Source organism: Robertmurraya phoenicis (genome assembly GCF_047302285.1).
Classification (GTDB): Bacteria; Bacillota; Bacilli; order Bacillales; family Cytobacillaceae; genus Robertmurraya.
Window position 1 is genome coordinate 3981071 of record NZ_CP154845.1, and the last position, 24330, is coordinate 4005400.

The 24330-nt window shown below is 37.6% G+C and carries 27 protein-coding genes, 1 pseudogene and 3 riboswitches; of the genes and pseudogenes, 11 read left to right on the top strand and 17 right to left on the bottom strand.

What is annotated here, in order from left to right; genetic code table 11:
- Positions 1–326 precede the first annotated feature (326 nt).
- Both AA0X71_RS19920 and AA0X71_RS19925 read right to left on the bottom strand, forming a co-directional pair.
- Positions 327–1271 carry a Gfo/Idh/MocA family protein gene (locus tag AA0X71_RS19920; protein ID WP_413357018.1) on the bottom strand — a complete coding sequence of 315 codons (945 nt, stop codon included), beginning with the start codon at positions 1269–1271 and terminating at the stop codon, positions 327–329.
- A gap of 81 nt (positions 1272–1352) precedes the next feature.
- Positions 1353–1907 (bottom strand): TetR/AcrR family transcriptional regulator, encoded by a 555-nt coding sequence (locus tag AA0X71_RS19925; protein ID WP_413357019.1) that lies wholly within the window; start codon positions 1905–1907, stop codon positions 1353–1355.
- A 194-nt stretch (positions 1908–2101) separates the two neighbouring features.
- Here AA0X71_RS19925 and AA0X71_RS19930 point away from each other — a divergent pair, with 194 nt between their 5' ends.
- Positions 2102–3556: a DHA2 family efflux MFS transporter permease subunit gene (locus tag AA0X71_RS19930; protein ID WP_413357020.1), complete on the top strand. Its 1455-nt coding sequence runs from the start codon at positions 2102–2104 to the stop codon at positions 3554–3556.
- Between the two features lie 484 nt (positions 3557–4040).
- Here AA0X71_RS19930 and AA0X71_RS19935 read toward each other — a convergent pair whose 3' ends face one another.
- From AA0X71_RS19935 to AA0X71_RS19945, 3 genes are all read right to left on the bottom strand, one after another.
- The gene (locus AA0X71_RS19935) at positions 4041–5183 is read right to left on the bottom strand and encodes a glycerate kinase (RefSeq protein ID WP_413357021.1); all 1143 of its coding nucleotides are present in this window, start codon (positions 5181–5183) and stop codon (positions 4041–4043) included.
- Between the two features lie 21 nt (positions 5184–5204).
- Entirely contained in the window at positions 5205–5828 is a 624-nt protein-coding gene (locus tag AA0X71_RS19940) for an NUDIX hydrolase (protein ID WP_413357022.1), read from the bottom strand.
- 273 nt (positions 5829–6101) lie between these two features.
- Entirely contained in the window at positions 6102–6533 is a 432-nt protein-coding gene (locus AA0X71_RS19945; protein ID WP_413357023.1) for a hypothetical protein, read from the bottom strand.
- Positions 6534–6706: 173 nt separating this feature from the next.
- Positions 6707–6810, top strand: a riboswitch (SAM riboswitch).
- Between the two features lie 81 nt (positions 6811–6891).
- Positions 6892–6994, top strand: a riboswitch (SAM riboswitch).
- Positions 6995–7082: 88 nt separating this feature from the next.
- Here AA0X71_RS19945 and AA0X71_RS19950 point away from each other — a divergent pair.
- The 10 genes from AA0X71_RS19950 (at position 7083) to AA0X71_RS19995 (ending at position 16818) form a co-directional block, all read left to right on the top strand.
- Positions 7083–8114 carry a methionine ABC transporter ATP-binding protein gene (locus AA0X71_RS19950; protein ID WP_413357024.1) on the top strand — a complete coding sequence of 344 codons (1032 nt, stop codon included), beginning with the start codon at positions 7083–7085 and terminating at the stop codon, positions 8112–8114.
- Positions 8104–8754 carry a methionine ABC transporter permease gene (locus AA0X71_RS19955; RefSeq protein WP_413357025.1) on the top strand — a complete coding sequence of 217 codons (651 nt, stop codon included), beginning with the start codon at positions 8104–8106 and terminating at the stop codon, positions 8752–8754. The genes AA0X71_RS19950 and AA0X71_RS19955 overlap by 11 nt, the downstream gene beginning before the upstream one ends.
- An 18-nt stretch (positions 8755–8772) precedes the next feature.
- Complete coding sequence (locus tag AA0X71_RS19960) at positions 8773–9603, top strand: MetQ/NlpA family ABC transporter substrate-binding protein (RefSeq protein WP_413357026.1); 831 nt, start codon at positions 8773–8775, stop codon at positions 9601–9603.
- 30 nt (positions 9604–9633) lie between these two features.
- Complete coding sequence (locus tag AA0X71_RS19965; RefSeq protein ID WP_413357027.1) at positions 9634–10839, top strand: M20 family metallopeptidase; 1206 nt, start codon at positions 9634–9636, stop codon at positions 10837–10839.
- 700 nt (positions 10840–11539) lie between these two features.
- A complete protein-coding gene (locus AA0X71_RS19970) occupies positions 11540–12643 on the top strand; it encodes an amino acid ABC transporter substrate-binding protein (protein ID WP_413357028.1) in 1104 nt (367 codons plus the stop codon).
- 115 nt (positions 12644–12758) lie between these two features.
- On the top strand, positions 12759–13925 hold the full coding sequence (locus tag AA0X71_RS19975) for an amino acid ABC transporter permease (RefSeq protein ID WP_413357029.1): 1167 nt from the start codon (positions 12759–12761) through the stop codon (positions 13923–13925).
- Positions 13926–13935: 10 nt separating this feature from the next.
- Positions 13936–15138 carry an amino acid ABC transporter permease gene (locus AA0X71_RS19980; RefSeq protein ID WP_413357030.1) on the top strand — a complete coding sequence of 401 codons (1203 nt, stop codon included), beginning with the start codon at positions 13936–13938 and terminating at the stop codon, positions 15136–15138.
- Between the two features lie 13 nt (positions 15139–15151).
- Complete coding sequence (locus AA0X71_RS19985; RefSeq protein ID WP_413357031.1) at positions 15152–15931, top strand: amino acid ABC transporter ATP-binding protein; 780 nt, start codon at positions 15152–15154, stop codon at positions 15929–15931.
- A gap of 67 nt (positions 15932–15998) precedes the next feature.
- A riboswitch (guanidine-I (ykkC/yxkD leader) is annotated at positions 15999–16096 on the top strand.
- Positions 16097–16162: 66 nt separating this feature from the next.
- On the top strand, positions 16163–16504 hold the full coding sequence (locus AA0X71_RS19990; RefSeq protein WP_413357032.1) for a DMT family transporter: 342 nt from the start codon (positions 16163–16165) through the stop codon (positions 16502–16504).
- Complete coding sequence (locus tag AA0X71_RS19995) at positions 16504–16818, top strand: DMT family transporter (RefSeq protein WP_413357033.1); 315 nt, start codon at positions 16504–16506, stop codon at positions 16816–16818. The genes AA0X71_RS19990 and AA0X71_RS19995 overlap by 1 nt, the downstream gene beginning before the upstream one ends.
- A gap of 38 nt (positions 16819–16856) precedes the next feature.
- On the opposite strand, the gene AA0X71_RS20000 is transcribed toward AA0X71_RS19995, so the two are convergent.
- The 12 genes and pseudogenes from AA0X71_RS20000 to AA0X71_RS20055 all read right to left on the bottom strand — a co-directional run bounded on the left by AA0X71_RS20000 (position 16857) and on the right by AA0X71_RS20055 (position 24303).
- Positions 16857–17369 (bottom strand): hypothetical protein, encoded by a 513-nt coding sequence (locus tag AA0X71_RS20000; protein WP_413357034.1) that lies wholly within the window; start codon positions 17367–17369, stop codon positions 16857–16859.
- A gap of 17 nt (positions 17370–17386) precedes the next feature.
- Positions 17387–17701: a hypothetical protein gene (locus AA0X71_RS20005; protein WP_413357035.1), complete on the bottom strand. Its 315-nt coding sequence runs from the start codon at positions 17699–17701 to the stop codon at positions 17387–17389.
- 41 nt (positions 17702–17742) lie between these two features.
- Positions 17743–18141, bottom strand: coding sequence for a DUF3221 domain-containing protein (locus AA0X71_RS20010; protein ID WP_413357036.1), 399 nt, complete (start codon positions 18139–18141; stop codon positions 17743–17745).
- 29 nt (positions 18142–18170) lie between these two features.
- A complete protein-coding gene (locus tag AA0X71_RS20015) occupies positions 18171–18974 on the bottom strand; it encodes a hypothetical protein (RefSeq protein WP_413357037.1) in 804 nt (267 codons plus the stop codon).
- 78 nt (positions 18975–19052) lie between these two features.
- The gene (locus tag AA0X71_RS20020) at positions 19053–19481 is read right to left on the bottom strand and encodes a DUF4275 family protein (protein ID WP_413362685.1); all 429 of its coding nucleotides are present in this window, start codon (positions 19479–19481) and stop codon (positions 19053–19055) included.
- A gap of 290 nt (positions 19482–19771) precedes the next feature.
- Entirely contained in the window at positions 19772–20056 is a 285-nt protein-coding gene (locus AA0X71_RS20025; protein ID WP_413357038.1) for a hypothetical protein, read from the bottom strand.
- Between the two features lie 137 nt (positions 20057–20193).
- On the bottom strand, positions 20194–20616 hold the full coding sequence (locus AA0X71_RS20030; protein WP_413357039.1) for a VOC family protein: 423 nt from the start codon (positions 20614–20616) through the stop codon (positions 20194–20196).
- Positions 20617–20700: 84 nt separating this feature from the next.
- Positions 20701–21189, bottom strand: a complete 489-nt coding sequence (locus AA0X71_RS20035; RefSeq protein ID WP_413357040.1) for a VanZ family protein — start codon at positions 21187–21189, stop codon at positions 20701–20703.
- 19 nt (positions 21190–21208) lie between these two features.
- Positions 21209–21973 (bottom strand): VanZ family protein, encoded by a 765-nt coding sequence (locus AA0X71_RS20040; RefSeq protein ID WP_413357041.1) that lies wholly within the window; start codon positions 21971–21973, stop codon positions 21209–21211.
- The gene (locus AA0X71_RS20045) at positions 21925–22296 is read right to left on the bottom strand and encodes a PadR family transcriptional regulator (RefSeq protein ID WP_019155186.1); all 372 of its coding nucleotides are present in this window, start codon (positions 22294–22296) and stop codon (positions 21925–21927) included. Before AA0X71_RS20045 ends, AA0X71_RS20040 begins: the two co-directional genes overlap by 49 nt.
- 800 nt (positions 22297–23096) lie before the next feature.
- A pseudogene (locus AA0X71_RS20050) lies at positions 23097–23636 on the bottom strand (undecaprenyl-diphosphate phosphatase); the annotation flags it as partial.
- A gap of 97 nt (positions 23637–23733) precedes the next feature.
- Positions 23734–24303, bottom strand: coding sequence for a hypothetical protein (locus AA0X71_RS20055; protein ID WP_413357042.1), 570 nt, complete (start codon positions 24301–24303; stop codon positions 23734–23736).
- Positions 24304–24330: the final 27 nt, after the last annotated feature.

Sequence of the window (24330 nt, forward strand, 5' to 3'; positions counted from 1 at the left end):
CACTTCACATTCGCACTTAAGAATTATATGTGTTCTTTAACATACAACTTTCTATCCTCTTATAAGTACTAATGTACCGACTCTGCAAGTTCATCCAAATTTCTTTATTAATAGGTACAGGTACGAGAACTAATCTTCTTTGGATTTTCACATACTCACGCTTTTCATACAGAACAGTTTATTTTCCCTGAATAGTAGCAAATATGTATGAATCGTTTCTCATATTATAGCAAAACTTAATATTTTCTTAGACGATTTCAAACTATGAATGACAATTGCGAGCTAACTTCATCTAAAATGAGCCTTGTTTCAAAAACTCTCTTCCTTTATATTTTCCTCAACTCCTCAAGCACTACTTGAGCCTTATAGCCAACCTCGAAATCATATAGTTCTGCTTCTTGTCCTTGCACAGCCTTCGTGATTTCTTCGATTAAGAGATTAGGAGTTACCCCTTCTGTTAAAATCGTCTCAAGCTCTTCTCCCAGTTTAGCAGCTTTTAATTGACCCCAGTTTTCAAGTGATAGAGTTCCTTCTGAGCCATATGCAGTGAAACCAATATATTCTTTTCCGGCAATTTCGCTTAATCCTTCAATCAATACGGGTGTGCCGTCCTCTAGCTCTGCAGTGGCAATAATTCCTGTCTCGCATTTAAGTGAATCGCCAGGTAATTCTAAACGAGTTTGTATATTTTTAATATCGCCGAAAATCTTTAATGTTTGTTGAATAAAATGGACTCCTACTTCTAACACAAATCCACCTTGCTCACGTTGCCCTACCCAATCATTTTTTTGCCATGGACGTGGCCATTCTGGAAAATGCATAGTAAGCTGCAATCTTCTTAGCTTCCCAATATAGTTTTCACGAATTAACTCAGCGAATTTTGTTGCAGCTGCCCCATAATTAAGCGGGAAATTCATCGCATGAACCACCCCTGCTTTTTTTGCTGCTTTTAGCATTGCCTCTGCCTCTTCAACTGAGTTTGCTAAAGGTTTCTCACATAAGATATGCTTCTTTGCTTGCAGCACTTCCATCACAATTGGAAAATGATATTTTGGTGGGACAGCTACGTAAACGAGGTCTACCTTTGAGTCAGAGATTAATTCTTGATATTCTGTGTAGGCGTGTGCTTCCCCGAGTGAGACAGCAGTTTCTCTTGCCAGTGATTCTAGCTGATCACAAACTGCCACTACTTCTATATCTGGATGTTCCGAAAATTGTTTGATTAAACGTTGCCCAATTGCACCTAAACCAATGATTCCGATATGTAACAAATGAAAAATCCCCTTTCCTTATGCTATATCTATCGTACATGAGGAAAAAGGAACTGTCATTTATTTCTTAATTTTCATTATTTACTTTTTTGTTACCATTAAAATAATTTGTTTTGCTAAATAGTTTGGGCTATAGGGAGTATCTTCGCTTAACCACCACGTCACGATTCCTAATGTCGAAGATGCAATCATTTCATTTGGCACATGAAACGTTTTTCCTCTTTCTAATCGATCATTTTCCCATAACGTGACGATTTCTAATAAAAGTTCAAACATTCGCTGACGGAAATCATGATTTTCTAGCATGACGTTGAAAAGTGTCGAATGCTCATATATATGTTCTAGAAAAGAGATCAACCGTGAACGAGGTGGTGTTTGTCCCTTCTCACGTTTATCTTGTGAGGGTGGCGCGATGGTATCGTACATATCTTCTAAAATTTCATCAATCATTTGCTCCATTAAATCTTCAATATCCCGGTAATGCAAATAGAAGGTGGCACGATTTAATTGTGCCCGGTCCGCAATGTTCTGGACCGTCAATTTTCGAGTATCTTCATCTTCCTCGAGTAAAGATATCAGTGCTTCTTTAAACATTCTCCGTGTTCGAATAATTCGAGGATCTACTTTTTTAGACATTCCATCCATCCTTTGACTATTAAAGATAACTTAATCGACATCTTTTTGAAAAACGTCAAGTACTTAACATTTCTACCAAATGTGTAAATGTCATTTTTGCCTTTTACATGTTACTATTTATTTTATCGACATTTTGTCAATTAAACAACTATATGATAATTAAGTGTAACTCTGAAAGGAATGTAAACTAGATCATGGAACAACCTAGAAAAGAACTAAATAGAGGAATTTTATTATTTGTCATTCTTTTAGGAGCGTTTTTATCCGTTCTTAATCAAACGATTTTAAATGTTGCTTTACCAGACTTAATGGTTCAATTTGAAGTATCACCTACAACTGTTCAATGGCTTGCAACTGGATTTATGTTGGTCAATGGGATCCTTATCCCCGTTACTGCCTTTTTAATGAAACGATTTACGACCCGCCAACTATTCATCGCTTCTATGCTTTTTTTATTAATCGGTACCTTTTTAAATGCAGTTGCACCGAACTTTGCCATTCTTTTAACTGGAAGACTTGTTCAAGCAGCTGGCGCTGGAATTATCATGCCATTATTAATGATGGTTGTGCTAGTTGTCTTTCCTGAAAATGGTCGAGGTACAGCGATGGGCCTTATTGGTTTGGTAATGATTTTCGCTCCAGCAATTGGTCCAACTTTAGCAGGATTTGTTATCGAACAATACTCTTGGCGCTGGATTTTCATCGGGATGTTTCCCCTTGTTGCCATTGTCATCGCCCTATCATTTAAATATCTCGTGAATGTTTCTGAAACATCTAAAGCAAAAACGGACATCATTGGAATCATTTATTCTACGATTGGATTCGGTGTCATATTGTATGGTTTTAGTAGCGCGGGAACAAAAGGTTGGGGAAGTCCACTAGTATTATCTTGTTTGCTTATTGGAGCTTTATTCATTGTTCTTTTCTGTCATCGTCAGCTCGTTTCAACCGATCCCATGCTCGATTTACGTGTGTTCAAGGAAAGAATGTTCACGATGACCTCCTTGATTAATGTTTTTCTGACGATTGTCATGTATGCAGATTTGATTTTACTACCGATGTATTTACAAACTAGTAGAGGATTTACCGTATTAGATACAGGTTTACTTTTACTACCAGGTGCTCTTATCAATGCCCTTATGTCTCCAATAACAGGGCGATTGTTTGATAAATTTGGTGCTAAACCTTTAGCAATTATCGGGCTACTTTTCGTCATCCCGTCTGTATGGGAAGTGACACACTTAAGTGATTCAACTGGTTACACCTTTTTGATGGTTCGAACGATTTTCCTACGTATTGGTCTTTCCTTCTTGACGATGCCGTTAACAGGTGCTGGATTGAATGCTCTTCCGAAGCATCTCAACGCTCACGGCTCAGCTGTAACCAATACGGTGCGTCAAATAGCTGGAGCGATCGGAACAGCTTTAGTGATTACGATTATGACAACGAAAACAACTAGCCATACAACTGAACTAATGTCTGCTAATCCAACCCTGTCCCAAGCGCAGATTTTAAAAGACGCATCTATTATGGGCATAAGCGACGCCTATATGTTCACCGTGATTTTGAGTATCATCGCATTCCTATTGACGTTGGTGATGCCAAATAAAAATCAGTCTACGGAGGAACAAGTAGAAACTTCTAACTAAAGAGGAATGAGGCTGGATCAAAAAGTCGGTGGTAACGACTTTTTGATTCTAGTTTGGAGTGTATAAATTCCCTCGTCTTGTGGATAAAGTATTCGTATAAACAGTTGGAGTATCGGTATTAAAAATAACAGGAAAAATTCCGCCTAATGAGCAACTATCATGAAAAAGAGCCGAAATAACAGGATAATTTCCTGCTATTCCCTCAAAAAATGCCATAATAAACGATTTTGGTCTTCATAAGCGGAAAATCTTCCGTTATTTCCCCTAAAAGGGACTCCATTGAGGAGATAACAGGAAAAATTCCGCTTAAGGGTGAGAGATGGTTGGAGCAAAATAGGGTCTTATAAATGATTGATTCCTTTTATCAACAACTCATCCACCTACTTCTTTGTTCTAGTTATCTTATTCGTTATCCCTTATCCGATCCCTTTATAAAAAAATCATCCTTTTTCTACAGAGAAAGGATGGCATGTTGTTCGCTTCTTTATTTACTTGCTACTCCCCATACACGTCCTATCTGCTCAGCTGTCCTCCGCAAATTTCCCCTCGTAACATCTGGAGCCATCGCCACGTCCAAAGAAACTGGCCCACTGACAATCGTAAAATATGCTGTAATTCCTGAGTCATACAAGGAAGGGTTTCCATCCGTAACATCTCCTGCAAGAGCAATGACTGGAATGTTTCGCTTTTGAGCAAGTTGAGCAATTCCAGCTGGTGCTTTTCCCATGGAGGTCTGGCCATCGAGTTTCCCTTCGCCGGTGATCACTAAATCAACAGCAGAAAATCTTTCTTCTAGTTTAGCAACATCTAGTATTAACTGTACTCCTGATTGTAATTGACCTTTCAACAATCCAGCAAAAGTAGCGCCCAATCCTCCTGCTGCCCCTGCACCTGTAATGCTCTGAAGGTCAATTCCAGTCTGTTCGATGATGACATTGGCAAAATGACGTAAACCTTCGTCCAATTCTTCGACCATTTCTGGCGTGGCACCTTTTTGCGGACCATAAATATAGGCAGCCCCATTTGTTCCATATAAAGGGTTATTCACATCACAAGCTACACGAAATGTTACCTCTTTCACTTGATCTGGGACCTTACTTGAATCCATCTTCGTGATCCTTTTTAACTCACCTCCACCAAAGCCGATGGACTCTCCTTTCTGATCGAAAAATTGATACCCAAGGGCTTGGAGCATCCCTACTCCTGCATCATTCGTGGCACTCCCACCAAGACCGATGATAAAATCCCGGCAACCTTTTTGGAGCGCATCTAAAATCAGCTCTCCTACTCCATAGGTTGTCGTAAGTTTCGGATTCAGCTTTTCCTTCGTGAGCAACGGAAGACCACAAGCTTCTGCCACTTCGATCACCGCTGTCTCCTGCCCACCTAAAATCCCATACTTTGCCGTAACTGGATATCCTAATGGTCCTGTCACAATCGCTTCCACAAAATGACCATTAGTTGCATGGACTAGTGCTTCAACCGTACCTTCCCCACCATCAGCTACTGGGACAGTTTCGATCATAAAATTTGGATTGGCTTGCAATAATCCTTTTTCAATTGCTTTGTTTGCTTCAATTGATGAAAGACTTCCTTTTAACGAATCCATGGCAATTAATATATTCATATGAACCCCCTCTGAGTCAATCTAATTAAGCCGATCTTGTATTCTCTCAACAACTTCTTGATAAAAAGAGTTTTCATGAGGGACGAATTGTTCTTTGCCGACTTTTTCTTCTATCTTGACCTTATTTCCTTCTTTATCGATTCGAAACCCTCTTAAATTAATCATATTCCTTTTATCAAACCATAACTCACTAAATTCTTTAAATTCCACTAACATTAATCCAGCAACTTCTTCTACTTGGAGGGTAAAATCACTTAGGCGATTTTTACTTTTATACAAGAAAACATTGGCAAATTCTTTGTCAATTAGTTCGCCTTCAACGACAGAATAATTCAAAATCCCTAGAGAAATTAACTCTTCAAATCGAAGATCAATCCCAATCTCTTCCTTGATTTCTCTCACCCCATCCCGAACACTTTCATTAGCCAATAAATGTCCTGCGGCCGTTATATCCAAGAGACTCGGATAGTCTTTTTTCTGCTCACTACGAAGTTGCAAATATAGATAATCTTTCCTGTCTATCGTTGTCACAAACCAGCAATGAAAAGTCTCATGCCAGTAGCCATATTTATGGACATCATCTCGTGAAGCGACCCCAATCTCCTTTCTATCTTCATCAAATATTTTAAAATGTTCCTGTTCCATTTGGTTGCCTCCGCTTCGATAATCTGTAAATGTGAAACGCTATTATCTGCGTTTTGAGCGTTTCGCCGATATAATTGTTATTTCGCCGATAAATCTCGATTTTCGCCGATATATTTTCAAAAACGCCGATGTAATCTAGTTTTCGCCGATATATTGTAAAAAACGCCAATATAACTAAATAGCGATGTCCCCGAGCCAATATTTTAGGCAAATTGAAGCCAACAATCCATCCATATTTTGGTTCATATCCTCTAGTTTAGCTCAAGACCCTCTCTATTCTTCAGATAGTATTAACTCTCTCAATTTATTCGTCATTTGCGAATTCGTTTCATATGACACTGTTTCGTCCGTGATATATTTCATGACACTAGGTTTATTTTCCTCTCCCAGCCATAAATGAATTGCATGAGTAGGTAAGCCACCCTCATATTCAACCATAACATCGTATTCAGGTGTAGAACTACCAGCTAATCCTGATTTTTCAACTGCCGTAGTAATAGCTTTTTCAAATATGCGGATAGATTCTTTATCTTGAAAAGACAACTTTATATCTAAATTCATATCTCCAAAACCTTCAGACTCGGAAATCAGAACACCAGAAACTTTTTCGTCTAAAAGAACCATTGTCTCACCGGAATTTGGTTGGCATGCCACTAAAAAGATTCCCATAAACACCATAAAACCTATAAAGTATACTATTTTCATATTCTTCTCTCTTTTCTCATTTTGTTAAAAATATTCTATCACACGGAACTCTTTTTTCGTTAGTCATATCAAGCATTTGCACGTATTTATACAAATTTTATCAAAAAAATGTTTGACTTCTTTTGTCTTATGCGATAAATTAATAACCAAGTTAAATAACCGAATAGAAACACTTCTTATCAAGAGAGGTTGAGGGACTGGCCCAATGACACCTCGGCAGCGGAATCATTTGATTCTGTGCCAAATCCAGCAAGCATGTTCGCTTGAAAGATGAGAAGAGGACGGACTCGTTTCGTAAATTACCCTCTTCTTACTTTTAAGAAGAGGGTTTTTATTTGGAAAAACTTAATATGAACATTTCTTATCAAGAGAGGTTGAGGGACTGGCCCGATGACACCTCGGCAGCGGAATAGTTAATTCTGTGCCAAATCCAGCAAGCAAGTTAGCTTGAAAGATAAGAAGAGAATCCTGTTTGATTTTGCATGGATATGCCCTCTTCTTTCTTCAAGAAGAGGGCTTTTTATTTACACGAAAAAGGAGATGAGCATCATGATAGAATTTCAGAATTTAAGAAAGGTCTATGAAAGTGGTGGTCAACAGGTCACTGCATTAGACGGGATTGATTTAACTATCAATAAAGGAGAGATATTTGGCGTCATCGGGTTCAGCGGAGCGGGAAAAAGTTCGTTAATCCGCTGTGTGAATTTATTGGAACGTCCGACATCAGGAAAAGTCATTGTCGATGGACACGAACTCACCTCCTTGCCAGTAAAGAAAATCCGTGAAATCAAGAAAAATATCGGAATGGTTTTCCAGCATTTTAACCTTCTTAATTCAAAAACGGTTTTTGCTAATGTGGCGATGCCGCTTACACTCGCAAAGATAGATAAAGCTCAAATAACAAAACGAGTTCAAGAATTACTGGAGTTTGTTGGATTGGCGGATAAAGCAGATTATTATCCAGACCAGCTTTCAGGGGGACAAAAACAGCGAGTCGGAATTGCCAGAGCACTTGCCACGCAGCCATCCATCCTCCTTTGTGATGAGGCCACTTCCGCATTAGACCCGCAGACGACGAGCTCAATCTTGCAGCTTTTGAAAAAAATTAATCAGGAGTACAAGATTACGATTTTAATCATCACGCATGAAATGGCTGTAATTCGAGAAATTTGCGACAAGGTTGCTGTAATCGAAGGTGGAAAAATCATTGAAGAAGGTTCGGTATTTGATGTCTTTTCTGCTCCGAAGACGATAACAGCACGTAATTTTGTCAGCACCGTAATGAATGATCAGCTTCCGAATTCTATTAATGAACTGATTCAAAAGCAAACTGGTTCTCAAAGAATTTATCGTATTAACTTTGTTGGGACATCTGCTGGGCAGCCTCTTCTTTCTGAACTGGCTAAAAAGTTTGATGTACATCTCAACGTCCTTTTTGGAAATATCACCGAGTTACAAGGAATCCCTTTTGGAAACCTCATTGTCGAATTCCAAGGAGAGGACAAAGAAGTATTGCGAGCCTTAACGTATGTCAACGAGAAGAAAATCAGCATTAAGGAAGTGAGTGCATATGCTAGTTAATTCAGAACAGATTATCGAAGCGTTAATAGAAACGATTCAAATGGTTGCCTTCTCCCTCTTGTTTTCAATCCTACTAGGATTACCACTTGGGATATTACTAGTCGTTACAAGAAAAGGGCATTTAATTGAAAACCTTACTATTTTTAATGTACTAAATGGAATCATTAATATTTTCCGCTCTGTCCCATTCATCATTTTATTAGTAGCAATGATTCCAGTAACAAGATTCATCGTCGGGACATCGATTGGTACAATAGCAGCCATCGTCCCTCTCGTATTCTATGCTGGACCGTATATTGCCAGATTAGTAGAGAATTCATTATTGGAAGTTGAGCCAGGCGTAATTGAAGCCGCGGAAGCAATGGGAGCAACACCTTGGCAGATCATTACAAAATTTCTTTTACCAGAAGCATTAAGCTCACTTGTCCTAGCCCTCACAATTGCCACAATCGGGCTTGTTGGTGCATCAGCAATGGCGGGAGCTGTCGGTGGCGGTGGAATTGGAGACTTAGCCATTACATATGGTTATCAACGTTTTGACACTATGACCATGATTATTACAGTAGCTATCTTAATCGTCATCGTTCAAGGTCTACAGTCATTCGGCAATATTGCGGCAAAAAAAATTAGAAGAAGATAACTCGAGGAGGAAAACAACATGAAAAAACTATTACTATCGATCATTTTACTTACATTGGCAGTATTTGCAGCAGGATGTTCATCTGACAGCACGCAAGGAAAAGAAATAACAAAAGTAAAGCTAGGAATTAGTGGAACAGATACACGAATTTGGGATTTCATTTCTAAAAAAGCTGAAAAAGAAGGCATTGAAATTGAGCTCGTTAAGTTCTCAGATTATGTGGCACCAAATACAGCTCTTGCTGAAGGTGAATTAGATGTCAACGCATTCCAAACAGTTGCATACTTTGACGTATTCATTAAAGAACATAATCTTGACTTAGTACCTATTGCGACAACTGTTTTAGCCCCAATGGGAATTTATTCTGAGAAATATGAAGATATAAATGAAATTCCGGAAGGCTCAAAAATCGCCCTTCCAAACGATGCATCCAATCAAGGACGTGCCTTACTTTTACTACAAGAAGCTGGATTAATTGGTTTACCTGAAGATTTTGATCCGAATGGAAATGTCAATCAAGTAACTGACAACCCAAAGAACTTAGAATTGATTGAAGTCGTTCCTGCTCAAACACCGAGAGTATTGCCTGACGTAGCCGCTTCATTAATCAACAACGGAATCGCTCGTGATGCTGGACTTACACCACTAACAGATGCGATTTACCATGAAGGCGAGACGGCAACTCCATACATTAATATCATTGCTGTACAAGCAGAAGACAAGGATGACAAAACGCTTAATCGTATCGCCGAACTTTATCAAGAAGAAGATACCGCTAAATTTATTGAAGAAGAATATGACGGGAATCTACTCCCAACCTTCGTCCCGTTAAGCAATATCGGTTGGTAAAACTTTTTCAAAAATAGAGGAGGAATAAGAATGACTACACTTGTTGAATCAATTGATGTTTTAAAAAAGGGAATTATCGAGAATGTTGAGAACAATAAAGAATTGTATATTGAAACAAGCCACAAAATTCATAAGAGACCAGAAATCGGGAATGAAGAATTCTACGCATCTTCACTATTAACAGACATTCTCGAAAAAGAAGGTTTTGAAGTTGAGAAAGCTGTTGCCGGACACGAAACTTCTTTTGTTGCTCGAAAAAAATCGTTAAAACTTGGTCCCACAATTGCTTTCCTAGCAGAGTATGACGCCCTTCCTGGTATCGGCCATGCATGTGGACATAATATTATTGGAACAACAAGTGTTGCAGCTGCCATTGCTTTAAGTAAAGTATTAGATGCAACTGGTGGTGAAGCAGTCGTTTTTGGAACTCCTGCAGAAGAAGGCGGACCAAATGGTAGCGCGAAAGGAAGTTTTGTTAAGCATGGTTTAGTGGAAGGAATTGACGCTGCACTAATGGTACATCCAAACAGTGAGACGCGATTAACTAGTTCGTCACTAGCCGTTGATCCACTTGATTTTGAATACATCGGCAAGCCCGCCCATGCTGCCGCCTCCCCACATGAAGGAATTAATGCTCTTGATGCCGTCATCCAGCTCTTTAATGGGATTAATGCATTAAGACAACAACTGACAGACGATGTACGAATTCATGGCATTATCACCCATGGCGGAGATGCGCCAAATATTATTCCTGAATACGCAAAGGCAAGATTTTTCATTCGTGCAGCAACGAGAGCTGGATTAAATGAAGTTACTCAGAAGGTAAAAGCGATCGCAGAAGGAGCCTCCCTTGCTACAGGAGCACAGCTAAACATTATCGCCTTTCAAAATGAAGTTGATAATCTCCTACTTAATCGTAAATATGATGAGATTTTTAAAGAGGTCGTAGAAGAGTTAGGGGAAACAGTATTCGAAGACCGCAAAGGAATTGGCTCAACCGATGCCGGGAATATCAGCCAAGTCGTCCCTACGATTCATCCTTATATTAAAATCGGTGCTAGCGATCTCATCCCTCACACCGTCCCATTTAGGGAAGCAGCTGCATCACCAAGAGGAGACGAAGCTCTGATAATTGGTGCTAAGGCACTTGCTTTAACGGCATTAAAACTCATTACAGAACCTGAAACACTAGCTAGTGTTAAGGCAGAATTTCAGAGAAGGAAATTTGAAGAATAAAAATTACTTTATTACTATTTTAACTTTCTAAGGGGACTGTTCCCTTGTGAGAGTAGGACGTTGCCGGGCGAATGAAAGAGTATCCATTAGATGGGTGCTTTTTTTTTGATCTGATTCTATAAAATAGGTATTTAAGTGACTGGGTAAGAAAGTTTGTATTTATAGAGAGTCCATGAGGACAAGGTCGAACGAAATCGAGAAAAGTTTGTCCTCATAGAGGGTTCATGAGGACAAAGCCTTTTCATTTTTAATCAACTATGATTAAGAAGGCAGTATTTATCAACAGTAAGAGAGCGATTAAGAAACCTGATAATAAAAATAGAAGGAAAATTTCCGCTTAACATTAGATTTCAACGAAATTTATGAAGAGGCGCTTCAACAGAAAAGCAACTATTTTTCTCCTCTAGTTTTGCCATGTCCATGAGACAAGATAGCAAATTCTACAATTCCAATCAGCGATGCTTCATCTAATTCCTGTTTCAACATATTTTGAAACACTAAATTTGTAAGAATATCTTACACGAATATTCTGAATTATTAAAATTTGGTATTGATCCATCTAGGAAAATAGGTATAATTAATTACATAATATGTTATATAAAATGACATTAAATAGTTTTTCAGACTATTCATGTTATTTTATATAACATACAACAACTGGAGAGTCACTACATAAACACAAAAATTAAGGGGGAAGAAAATGAGGAAAAAGTCATCGTTATTCGTTTTTAGCTTATTATTGGTGTTCGTCCTAGCCTTAGTTGGCTGTACAAAGGATGAGGAAGCTGGAACTGGAGCAGAAGGAGATAGTGACACAACCGCTGATTCGTCAGGTGGTACAGCAAGTTCTTCTGGTTCAATCTTAGAAACGGTGGAAAGTAGAGGAAAATTAATTGCAGGTATTAATGATGCATTACCTGGATTTGGCTACGTAGATTCAGACGGAAAGAACACTGGATTTGATATTGATTTTGCGAAGGCAATTGCAGCAGGTGTCCTTGGTGATGCTGAAGCAATCGAATATCGACCTTTATCCGCTCAGGAGCGTTTTACTGCTGTTCAAACAGGAGAAGTTGACGTCTTAGTGCGTAACACTACATGGACCACTAACCGTGATTCAGAAGTAGGATTGAATTTTGCACCTGTTACCTTCTACGATGGTCAAGGAATTATGGTACCAGTAGATAGTGGGATTGATAGCTTAGAAGATTTAGAAGGAGCTCGTATTGGGGTTGAAACTGGTACGACAACTGAATTGAACTTAGCTGACCAAATGCGTGCAAAGGGAATAAACTTTGAAGCTGTTGTGTTCGACAGTGCTGATGCAACTGTTGCCGCATACGAATCAGGAAGTATTGATGCATGGACAACAGATAAATCAGGATTAGTTTCTCGTCAATCTATTATGCAAGATCCATCAGCACACAAAATTTTAACCGAAACCATCTCTAAAGAACCTTTAGCTCCTGCTGTCAAAGGTGGCGATGATAAATGGTTTGATGCGGTTACCTGGATCATTTTTGCTACCATTCAAGCAGAAGAGTTTGGGATTACATCAGCAAATGTGGATGACTTCCTAGATGATGAAAATCCAGACATCAAGCGCATGCTTGGAACAGAAGGAAATCTTGGCGAGCAATTAGGGTTACCAGCCGATTTTGGCTACCAAGTTATTAAGCAAGTTGGAAACTACGGAGAAATTTATGACCGCCACCTTGGGCCAGACACAGTATTCAAACTTGAACGTGGTCTAAACGATCTTTATACAAACGGTGGAATATTATACGCAGCTCCATTCCGTTAATATCTGAAAAGTAAAAACGGTCTGCTTTTGGGAGGCTTCTCTAAGAGCAGACCCCTTTTTATAAGAAGAGATATCTCTAGAACAAGGAAATTTTTATTAAAAGAGGTGACCAATCATGAAAAAAGCTGTTACAACACCTTTTTGGCGCGATAAAAGGATTGTTCCTATCCTCTTACAAGTTCTGTTCGCAGCACTCGTACTGGCTGGTGGGTATTACTTGATCACGAATGCCATTACAGGTTTGCAACAAATAGGAATAAACCTAGGATTTAATTTTTTGAAAAACACATCGGGATTCACTATTTCAGAATCAATGATTGATTTCCAACCGACGGATACATACGGAAGAGCGATCGTTGTCGGTATATTGAATACATTACGGATTGCCTTTTTTGGAATCATTCTTACGAGTATTATTGGGTTGTTTGTTGGGATTGCTAAACTCTCAAATAACTGGCTTGTCAGTAAGCTAGCAACTGTATATATTGAGATTTTTCGAAACACCCCTCTCCTTGTACAAATTTTCATTTGGTTTTTCGCAGTCCTCCTCCCACTTCCCAGAATTGAAGAAGCGTTAAAGCTTGGACCTGTTTTTTTCTCCAATCGAGGCATTGCCGTACCTTGGTTTGAAACTCATTCAAACACCATTCTTTGGGGAATCACAATGCTAGTAGGACTCATTATTGCCTTTATCCTTTTCAAGGTGTTAATGAAAAAGCAATTAGAATCTGGAAAAAGAAAATATCCTTTTATTTCAGCAATTGGTTCGTTTATCGTGATCATTTTGTTCACATCTATATTCACAAAGACCGGCCCTATTACAATTCATACTCCATCCGTATCTGGAAGAGGCTTTGTTGGGGGATACACTCTATCACCCGGTTACTCAGCTATTTTGATCAGCCTTGTCATTTACACATCTACCTATATCGCTGAAGTCATTCGTGCAGGGATTCAAGGGGTTCCAAAAGGTCAAATTGAAGCAGCAAAAGCATTAGGACTAAAGAATTCTACAACGCTACGCTTAGTTATTTTTCCACAGGCCATTCGTATCATTATTCCGCCTTTAACGAGCCAATATTTGAACCTGGTGAAAAATTCGAGTTTGGCGGTGGCAGTTGGATTTCAAGATATTGTCAGTGTCGGTGGGACCGTCATGAACCAAACTGGTAGAGCAGTAGAAGTGATCGCGATCATGATTGCCGTATATTTAACCTTTAGTTTAATCACCTCAATCCTGATGAATATCTTTAACAAAAAAGTTCAATTGGTGGAAAGGTAGGTGAAGAAATATGGAAGAAATAAAGCTAGAAGCAAATAAAGAGTTAAATATAATAAAGCCTCCGACTACCCAAATAGGCGCACTACAATGGATCAAGAAAAATCTATTTAGCAGTTGGTCTAACGGACTGTTAACGATTATCTCAGCATTCGTTACTGGTTATATCCTCTTTAATACGATTCAGTTTATTTTCACAGCAGACTGGTCCGTCATTGCCGTCAATTTCCGCTTATTAATGATTGGGCAATTTCCAGTTGCTGAAATTTGGCGGGTTTGGACGATATTAGGAGTTCTAACCGTGTTACTCGGATTATCATGGGGACTATGGAAGGGCTCAATGGCCCATGTCGCTGTCTCTATCGGTGGGATCATAGTCATTATGCTTGCGATGCCATTTATCCAAATGAGTACAAGATTGATACTAGGAGGAAATATAATTCTCCTATTTCTCACCTTCTTTGTAGGCACAAAACTTCCTAAACTGAAAATACCAGTCATTGCCGTTTGGATCCTTTATATTCCACTGGCCATTTTTATTTTAAATGGATTTGGAGTATTGGCTCCTGTTTCCTCGAATATTTGGGGCGGATTTTTATTAACCCTTTTAATCGCAAGTGTAGCCATTGTTGTCTCCTTTCCAATTGGTCTCTTGTTGGCTCTTGGAAGAAGAAGTTCATTACCTGTTATCAAGTATTTTTGTGTGATTTACATCGAATTTATCCGTGGAATTCCACTTATTACCGTTTTATTTATTGGACAGTTAATGATTCCGTTGTTTTTAGGAAATGGCGTAGAATTAAGCAATGTATTGCGGGCAATGATCGGGATGACTCTCTTCAGTGCCGCTTATTTAGCTGAAAATATTCGTGGAGGGCTTCAGTCTCTCCCACGAGGGCAATATGAAGCAGCAGAAGCATTAGGGTTAAACAAAACGTATATGATGACTTTCGTTATTTTGCCTCAAGCGTTAAGAGCCGTTATTCCAGCTTGTGTTGGTCAATTCATATCCATATTCAAGGATACGTCCTTGGTTGCGATAGTCAGTTTAACAGATTTATTAGGAATGGGACAAAAACTTGTTGCCAACCCTGAATTTCTAGGAAAACAAATGGAGGTCTTTGTCTTTGTAGGCTTTGTTTATTTTATCTTCTGTTATTTAATGTCACATGTGAGCCGCCGTTTAGAAGTATCACTTGGAGTCGGACAACGATAGGGGGAGTGAAAAAATGGAGAGTGTTTTTGCAGTTGAAAAATTATCCGCACCTCTTGAAGAGCGTGAGGATATCGTTACCGTAAAAGGCTTGAATAAATGGTTTGGAGATTTACATGTTTTAAAAAATGTCGACCTCACCGTAAAACAAGGTGAAGTGGTCGTGATATTAGGACCTTCTGGTTCTGGGAAATCGACCTTTATCCGAACTCTTAATGCACTTGAAGAGTTTCAAGAAGGCGAGATCGTTGTTGACGGTATAAACTTAACCAATGATTTACGAAATATTGAAGAGATTCGCAAGGAAACTGGGATGGTCTTTCAATCTTTTAATCTATTCCCACATATGACGATTTTGAAGAACATCTCATTAGCCCCTATTTGGGTCCGAAAATGGAAAAAGCAAAGAGCGGAGCAAATCGCTTTGGAATTATTAGAGCGCGTGGGAATTCCTGAGCAGGCAAACAAATACCCTGGACAATTATCCGGAGGTCAGCAACAACGGGTAGCAATAGCTAGAGCGCTAGCGATGAGACCAAAAATCATGCTATTTGACGAACCGACTTCAGCACTCGATCCAGAAATGGTTAAAGAAGTACTTGATGTTATGAAAACATTAGCTGAATCAGGAATGACCATGCTAGTCGTAACCCATGAAATGGGATTTGCTCGCCAAGTTGCGGACCGTATTGTCTTATTTGATTACGGCGAAATTATCGAATCTGGACCACCTGAACAAATCTTTGATAACCCTCAGCACGACCGAACAAAATTGTTTTTATCACAAATTTTATAAAAAGTTTCCAAAATGATCCTCTTGAAGAATTTTTATAGGTGTGTATAATGATAGACAATTGAACATTTCAAATGTTTTCTAGGGTTCCGCAAATTTATTTGGTCTGGTCCGAGAGAAAACTCACAGCATTTCGCTGTGTCACGGAGGGACAAAAGCCCGGGAGATACTGTTTTTAACAGCATTCTCTCAGGGCTTTTTTTGTTTGGTTAAATTTCAAAGGAGGTATTTAAATTGAATCGAAATTGGTTTTTTTTAGTTATTGCAGCCATTTTAGAAGTGGTCTGGGTTATCGGCTTAGCCCACGCTTATAGTGTTTGGACTTGGACCGGAACGCTTATGGCGCTAGTTATCAGTAATTACCTGATGATTTCAGCAGGTCGAACGCTGCCCGTTGGAACGGTTTATTCGGTATTTGTCGGGCTCGGAGCAGCAGGCACTATTATCTCTGAAATTTTATTTTTCGATGAACCCTTTAAATGGGAAAAGATCGCTTTAATCGCACTATTATTAATCGGTGTTATTGGCTTAAAAGTAGTAACTGATGAGAAATCCGTGAAAGGAGCTGAATCTTAATGGCTTGGTTTACATTAATTATTGCCGGATTCTTAGAAGCATTTGGCGTGGCTATGATTAATCAATGGCATACAAAAAGAAAATGGACATCGTTATTACTTCTTTTTATCGGCTTCGGTTTGAGCTTAGTTTTATTAAGTAATTCCATGCGTGTGATCCCAATGGGAACGGCTTATGCGATTTGGACAGGAATGGGCGTTGTTGGTGGTACAATCATTGGGATGATTTTTTACGGGGAATCAAAAGATTGGAAACGACTATTTTTTATCGGAGTTGTGATTAGTTCTGCAATTGGACTTAAGCTAGTTTCATAAATTTATAGCGTCTCGAATAGCCTCGAGACGCTTATTCCTTAGACTAAAAAATCTGTCCCACTCTGCAAAAAATCGACTAACCAGATGATTCCCATGAATAAGATCCATACGAGGAGCGGAATGGCTAAACTCTGAAGGGCATTCACCCATCTGTATTTGTCTCTCTTTTTCATTAAAAATCTGTCCATCGCGAAATACACAATGGATGCAAAAAGACTGACCCAAAGCAAAATGGAACCAAAGAGTAAATGAAACAACGCGGAAATCGGCATTTCCACTTTTCTCAATTTGCTCCTAGCAATTAAGCCTGCGAGAAGATCACTGATTACAGACGTTATCGTTCCATAAATAAAAATAACGGGAAAACTGTACATTAAGTAAACTGGAGTGACCATGACAAAGGCCCACAAGTAATCTTTTATGGAATTGATCTCATCCCCAAAAGGAGATGGCATGACCAGACCCATCAAGATGGCGAATAAAGAACCTGCAATTGCTGCGGTTATAAGTTTTCTAGGCAATACATTGGTTGTGATTTCTTTTATGTCCAAGGTTCTCCCACCTTACCTCATTTACCTATTCTTTTTCTCTCCATAAAATCTTCTTCAATGATTTCCGTTTCAGGAGATAAAATTGATTGGAATTTCTTAAATAGCTCTTGAATCTCTTTATGTTCATTTACAAGATCGATGCTCTTTTTATACTCATTTTCATCTTTATAAGTGGAGATTTCTAGCCATTTCGTTGCATCTTCTTTACTATTTATATACACGGTTTGGAAATCTACATATTGGCAGTAAATTTTAGATGCCTGATCTTGTATTCTCAAATATTCTTCTATTTGATTCGGCTGTATATGGTATTGATACATTTTAACAAACAAGAAGGCACCCCTTTTCATAGTCAGTTCCAACACCTACATTATTACTCTTCAGAAATCTCTTCAATGTGATAGGCTGAAATTCTTGCTGGATAAGATTCTCTTAAGAAGTCGCCATGAACGCGAATCTTTTCGTTAATGTTGAGACCTTTTAATATTCTCTTATCCTCTGCATCCTTGTGAACCGTCACGATAATTGTGGAATATCCATAGTCCGAAGTAAGCATACCCTTTATCCTTTTTCCCATACTGACTGGTTCATCCAATATCCAAACTTCACCTGACCTTTTTGAAACAACATAGCCTTCTACAGTATATGTATCTAAATAGTCAGAAATTTCGGTAGGGATTTCGCTTTTTGAATCAGATTCTTTTAAGGTAAAAGAAATAACCAATCCCATAAAAATAGCAAGCAATAATCCTAGGAAAATTTTATTACTCAAGGCTCCCCTCCTATATTTTATTAAGAAAATCACACAATGCTTCCCCCATGCATAGAGAAGATATAAAATTCATCCTCATCTGATAAGGTCCAACCATCAAAAAAGGAGCTGGCATGGAAAACATCCAAGAAGAATTCTCCACATTGGACGATTAGTAACGGGCACTGTTCAAGTAATTGAACATCTTCGATGGTTTTACCTACCAAGAGTTCCTTCACAGACTTCCATTCTCTTTGATTAGAGTTCACATCTGATTCCCCTAAAAGGATCACATCATCGTTACGAATTCGCCATGGACATTCAATTGTCAATGCTCCCTTTTCAAATAAGATGGTAAAATGAACGACTGTTTCAATAGCCGTTATTTTTTGCCCAATAAATTCTTGAAAAGTGATACTGCTTATTTTTGTATGCCATAATTTTCGTGCACACTGAAAAATCATTTCACGGACCTTTTCGATGGACAAACCTTGCACATTGTCTCCATACTCAAAATCATCAATCGCATCACTTACTTCTTGCCAATTCATCTGTTCATCAAGTAAGTCATTTGCTACAGCACAAGCATAAATCTCTTTTACAATATGGAGTGAATTCTGATTTGGAAGCAATAATTTTGAATGTAGGGATTTCATATGATAACTTACACATTCTTCTTTCGATGGTACTTCTCTCTGGATCGCCTTCATTGCATCATCAAACATCTTTTCCATTTCAAAAAGATTTAAATGCTTCACGGCACTCATACTTGCTAACTTATTAATCTCACGTACCTCTAAATATAGAGAATCCACAGCCCATTCAATATAGTCAGTAGGCTCTACCGTATTCATATACTTCTTGTAATATAGTTCTAGTAATTCTATTTGAAACCCTCCTGTACACATTTTTCCTAATTGAAATCAAGTCAACTACTTTCTTGAGAAATAAGGACCAAGATAACCGCTATCATGAGTTCTGACATAGGTCCAATTAAAATCCTTATCTACTACATATACATCCTCTTCAACTTTAAAATCATCTGCTGTTACAGTTGCAGCATTTTCAAGAATATAGGCATCGTCGTAATGCTGAAAAAACACATAGCAAAACTTCTTTTTCTCCTGATTAAAAGCTTTGTCTGCCTCTTCCAGTTGCAAAAAATTCCTTTTTTCATAACTAAAGACATGCCATAGATAACCACTAGCCCAATGACTAGAATATAAATAAATGTCTTCCTTCTCCTGCACAGTCAGATGACTGACAAACTCGTCTTCCCACTGTTTACGTAAATATGTCCCCCATTTAGGGATTTCCCTTACCTTCACTCTTTTTCGTTTTAGAGCTTGAACGAACTCAATTCGATTCTCCAAATAAATACCTTCTTTCTACAAATCATCTAATAAAACCAACTCTCCACTTCCTGCATGAACTCCATATTGACAATCCAATTTTCCACATAAAAGATATTTATTTTGTTCGAAATCATATACATAATAAAGCTTTAACTCAAATCAATCTTTAAGCTTTTCGAAAGCTTCTTCCTTCGTCATAGCTACTGTTTCCGCAACCTCAAATTCATTATTCACAAACTCAATTCCGTTCTTTGCGTACGTTTTTTCCATCACAAAAATAACACTTTCAACCTTACCTATTTGAACGTTGAGCGAAATTGATGCAATCCCATCAGGGTTTGAATCTTCATCGTCTCTTTTTCCGTTAAAATTTTTCCACCTTGATTAAATACATCTTCTAATTCAAGACCTTTGTCTACCAATCTATCTGTGTTCCAATCAATCCACTCTCCATAAGAATGACTCCATGAAAATAATCGCTTTATTAAATCATCTGAAAGTGGTAAAGCTTCTATGTCAATGTTACAGCCACACTGTTCACACCAAAAAGGATCCGCACCGACATCCCCTTCGATTTTCAATTTCGTCCATTCTCCTTTTTCACAGCAACAATTCAATTCCTTACCCCTCCATTATAACTTTGCCTTATCACAAATTATACAATATTTCCCTATAATAAAACCCTGAACCTTTTGAAAAGGTCAGGGCATGAGTCATTTTATTCTGTTAAGGTTGAGATTTGCCAAACCACACCATATTTATCCTTTACTTGTCCATACGATGGACTCCACGGTGTTTCTTGAAGTGGCATGACAACTTCTCCACCATCAAGAAGCTTTTCGTAAACTTCCTTCGTCTTATTTACATCATTAATCATCACGGCTACGTCCACTTGTGATCCTGTTTCATATGGTTGACCTGGAAATGTATCAGATAGCATCAGAAACGTATTCCCAATTCTTAGTTGAGCATGAACGACCCGATCCTTCGCTTCTTCAGGAAGTGGAAATTCTGGATTCTCAGGAAATTCCCCGTAGGTTTGAACTCCCAAATTTTCTGCATCTAATGCATCTTCAGAAAACGTTACAGCTTCCTTCGCATCACCATTCATTCTTAGATAGGCATGAACTCCTAAAATCATAGCATACACCTCTTTCAAATATTTTTTTATGTATTATCAACACAGATATACATTCGTATTAATCTTTCCATTAAGTCGATCCATTTAAACGCTCAATTGTTCTTGTCTTTTTTCCTTATATTTATTAACTAACATAACAGGAATATACCCCAATACCCCTCCAACAGTATTCAAAATCAAATCATCCACATCAAAGCTTCCAAACTTAAAAATAAGTTGAAGTAGTTCGAAAGTGAGACTTAGACAAAACGTTGCAAGGGTAATTCTTTTGAAACTATGAAACTTAGAGAACAATAACGGAAAAATAATACCAAAAGGAACAAATCCAAGGATATTTCCCGTTAAGTTTTCAACCCTTATATCGAAGTTGATGTCATTAGCAAAAAATAAATAATAGCCAATCGTTTTAAAGGGGATAAAATTGTGAGTATTCCATACGAATCCCTCATAACTAAAGGTAAAACGACTTATAATATCAGGAATACTCAAATACTTAAATAAAATAAGCCATGAGAGTATGAATAAGTAAAAGCCAAAAGCAATGGATAAGCATACTTTCATTATCTTTTTCATTAACACAGTCTCCTTCATTTTATATCGTTCTTCGGAATAAACTCCCTTTTGATAACGTTATTGCACTGTTTATAAACTTTAAAAGCAAGAAACCAATAATAGCGCCAAAGGTATTCAATATGACATCATCAACATCAAACTGACCAATTTTTAGAGCAATTTGTAGAATTTCGATTGAAAAGCTGATTACGATTGAAGTAGCTATTATTTTTGACATTCCATTATATTTTTTAAATAACAACGGAAGAAAAATTCCTAATGGTAAAAAAATTAATAGATTCCCTAATGTGTTATTAACGATAATATCCAAATTAAAACGATCTGATCCATTTAAGTATTCCAATGTATTTTTGAAAGGAATGACATTCGAGTTGTACTTTAAAAAATCAATAAAACCCTCTGAATCCATTGAAGCAATAACATATCTATTAAACGTATCACCATTTATGTAATAGTCTGTAAGCCGAATGATGATTCGTTGAAATAGCAGCTTAAATAGAATAATAAACGAATAAAGACCAAATAAAATCCAAGTCCCGATCTTAAATACTTTATAAAATGGAAATAAGGATTCTTGTAAACCATTTGTTAATTGTTTTTGTTCTCCGAAGCTTTCCAGTGCCTTTTGTGTTGCTTCATCCTTTGAGAATCCTTGCTCTATATATTCATTCTTCAACAAATATAGGTGATCTCTCATTTCATCGATGATGTCTCTTTTTTCTTCCTCCTCACAATTTAGGCTGACTGTAATTTCAGCAATATAGGATTCAATAGTTTTATCCAAGCCGTTCCCTCCGAACACACTTTAATTAGGTTATTAATTTGCTGCCATTCTGTTAATTTCTTTTCTAATTCCCGTTTCCCATTATCGGTAATTCTGTAATATTTTCTTCTCCCGCCATTCTCAGCACTATCCCAATAGGACAGAAGCCAATCTTTACCTTCAAGGCGTTTCAATGCAGGATACAACGTTCCCTCACTCATATTGTAGAGCTCATTACTATTTTGTTTTAACGTTTTAACAATTTCATAGCCGTACATATCTCGCTGATTTAAGAGGGATAGAAGCAAAATATCGATACTGCCCTTCATAATTTCTTTATCCATCCTCACACCACCTTCTAATTTATTCCATTTACATCGTATCACGTTGTTACCTCGTATCGCAAGGGTGTGTATTAAAAATTTGTTAGCCCTACTAAAATGGGTGCTGTTAAATTACTAGTCCGTTATATCAGGGAGGGTACGTAAATATCGGGATTGTGTTTGAAAAGGAGTACCACTTAAGGGATACTTTTGAAAAATTACTCAATTTCCTCTTAGATAAAAATTGGCATTTATCATCCTTAAAATATGCTATGGATATAGATGGAGAGCAGTGGATGGAGCACAAGATTGAAGATAATATGTTCCATATCCCCTTACTGAATGAGTATTAAAGAAAAGGAATAAAAAAGCAAAAATAACAGGAAAATTTCCGCTTAATTAGCAAATATCATGAAAATGAACTGAATTAGCAGGAGAAATTCCTGTTATCGCTTCCAAAAACGTGAAAATAGGCGATTTTGGTCTTCATAAGCGGAAAAATTTCCGTTATTTACTCTCACATAAGCCCTAATGAGGCATTTAACGGAAATTTCTCCGCTTATTTTCAGGTTAATAGATAGCAAACTTTCTATTCATTTGAAGAAGGCGTGGATTTTCCAGTTAATAGATAGCAAACCTTCTATTCATTTGAAAAAGGATTGGATCATGGCTGATCCAATCCTTTTTCCCATTCTTTTAAATTCCAAATAACCCTAACTTTCTATTTAAGAATCCGTCGATATCAAAACCATACGTCCTCATCAATTCTTCATTCAACTCGTGTAAAAAGGTTTCAACCTCTGCCGTGATCGTTTCAATAGTCTTGAAAAACCTGGCCATAGTGATAAACATTGAATCAAACCAACAGCCAATGCTTGCTTATAACTAATTTGATCAACTGAAACAATTTGAGGATTTTTTGATCGAAAGAGATCGGCGATAATCATAAAAATCGCTCCAATCAATAAACCGATTAATACAGTTTTTGTCGTAAATAAATTTTTATCAATATAATCTTCAAACAGAACACCAAATACCCCTGCAGGAAGTAGGCCTACAATTATATGAGTAAGCTTGAGATGACTTGTTACTTCTTGACGTTGCTCGCCTTTTTTAAAAATGCGATTTAGACCTAAAAGATCAATAAACCGATCTTTGAATACAATTACAACAGCTAAAATAGAACCAAGCTGAATCACGATTTTAAATGTGTTGGCTGCTGATTGTCCTAAAAATTCAGTTGACTTTAACCACATGTCATCAACAACAATCATATGACCTGTTGATGACACAGGGGCAAATTCTGTTAACCCTTCTACCAACCCAAGTATTATTGCTTTTAGTAATTCTATGAAATCCATTCCGTTGACTCCTTACCATTCGTATGCTAATTAGTTGTTAAGACTTACCTTAGTATTTTTATGCTATTTCAAGTCAAAGTATAGTTACATTAACATTTCAAATAGTAGAAGCAATATAATAAAAGGTAACGAATATGATGACCAATGCGAGGACTATTCCGATCGCAATCGCCAATAGATTTGTCTTCCAAGTATGGCCTTTGAAATCTTGTACTGAGGTGGAACGATCCACTTTTTTGAAGTGAATCATCATTCCTATATTCAGAAACAGCAGTATGAAAAATATGATCACGACCATGAACTTAAGGTCTACTTGAAAAACAAGATCTGTTCCAAACCAATAAGAATTGAAAAAGAACAAACCGCTTAATATTAACTGCCAAACATTGCTTACTTTTCGCTGTTTAGACCACTCTTTTCCCATTTTTTGTTTTTCATATATGGCGATCTTTTCATAAATCGAAATGATTGATTTCGTAGAATCCCCCTTAATAAAACCGTAAATTGCTTGGATAAGTATTATTCCTCCAAGGAAAATATACATATGTGAGATGGTAACTGTAAAACTACTAATAATCATTAAATAGATGATCATTACTACCACCATCACAAAATTTGTAATCGCAACCTGTTTCATCCTCATGCTTCTTAATTCTGTAAATTCCATGTCCCCTCTCCCTCCATTCTTCGCACC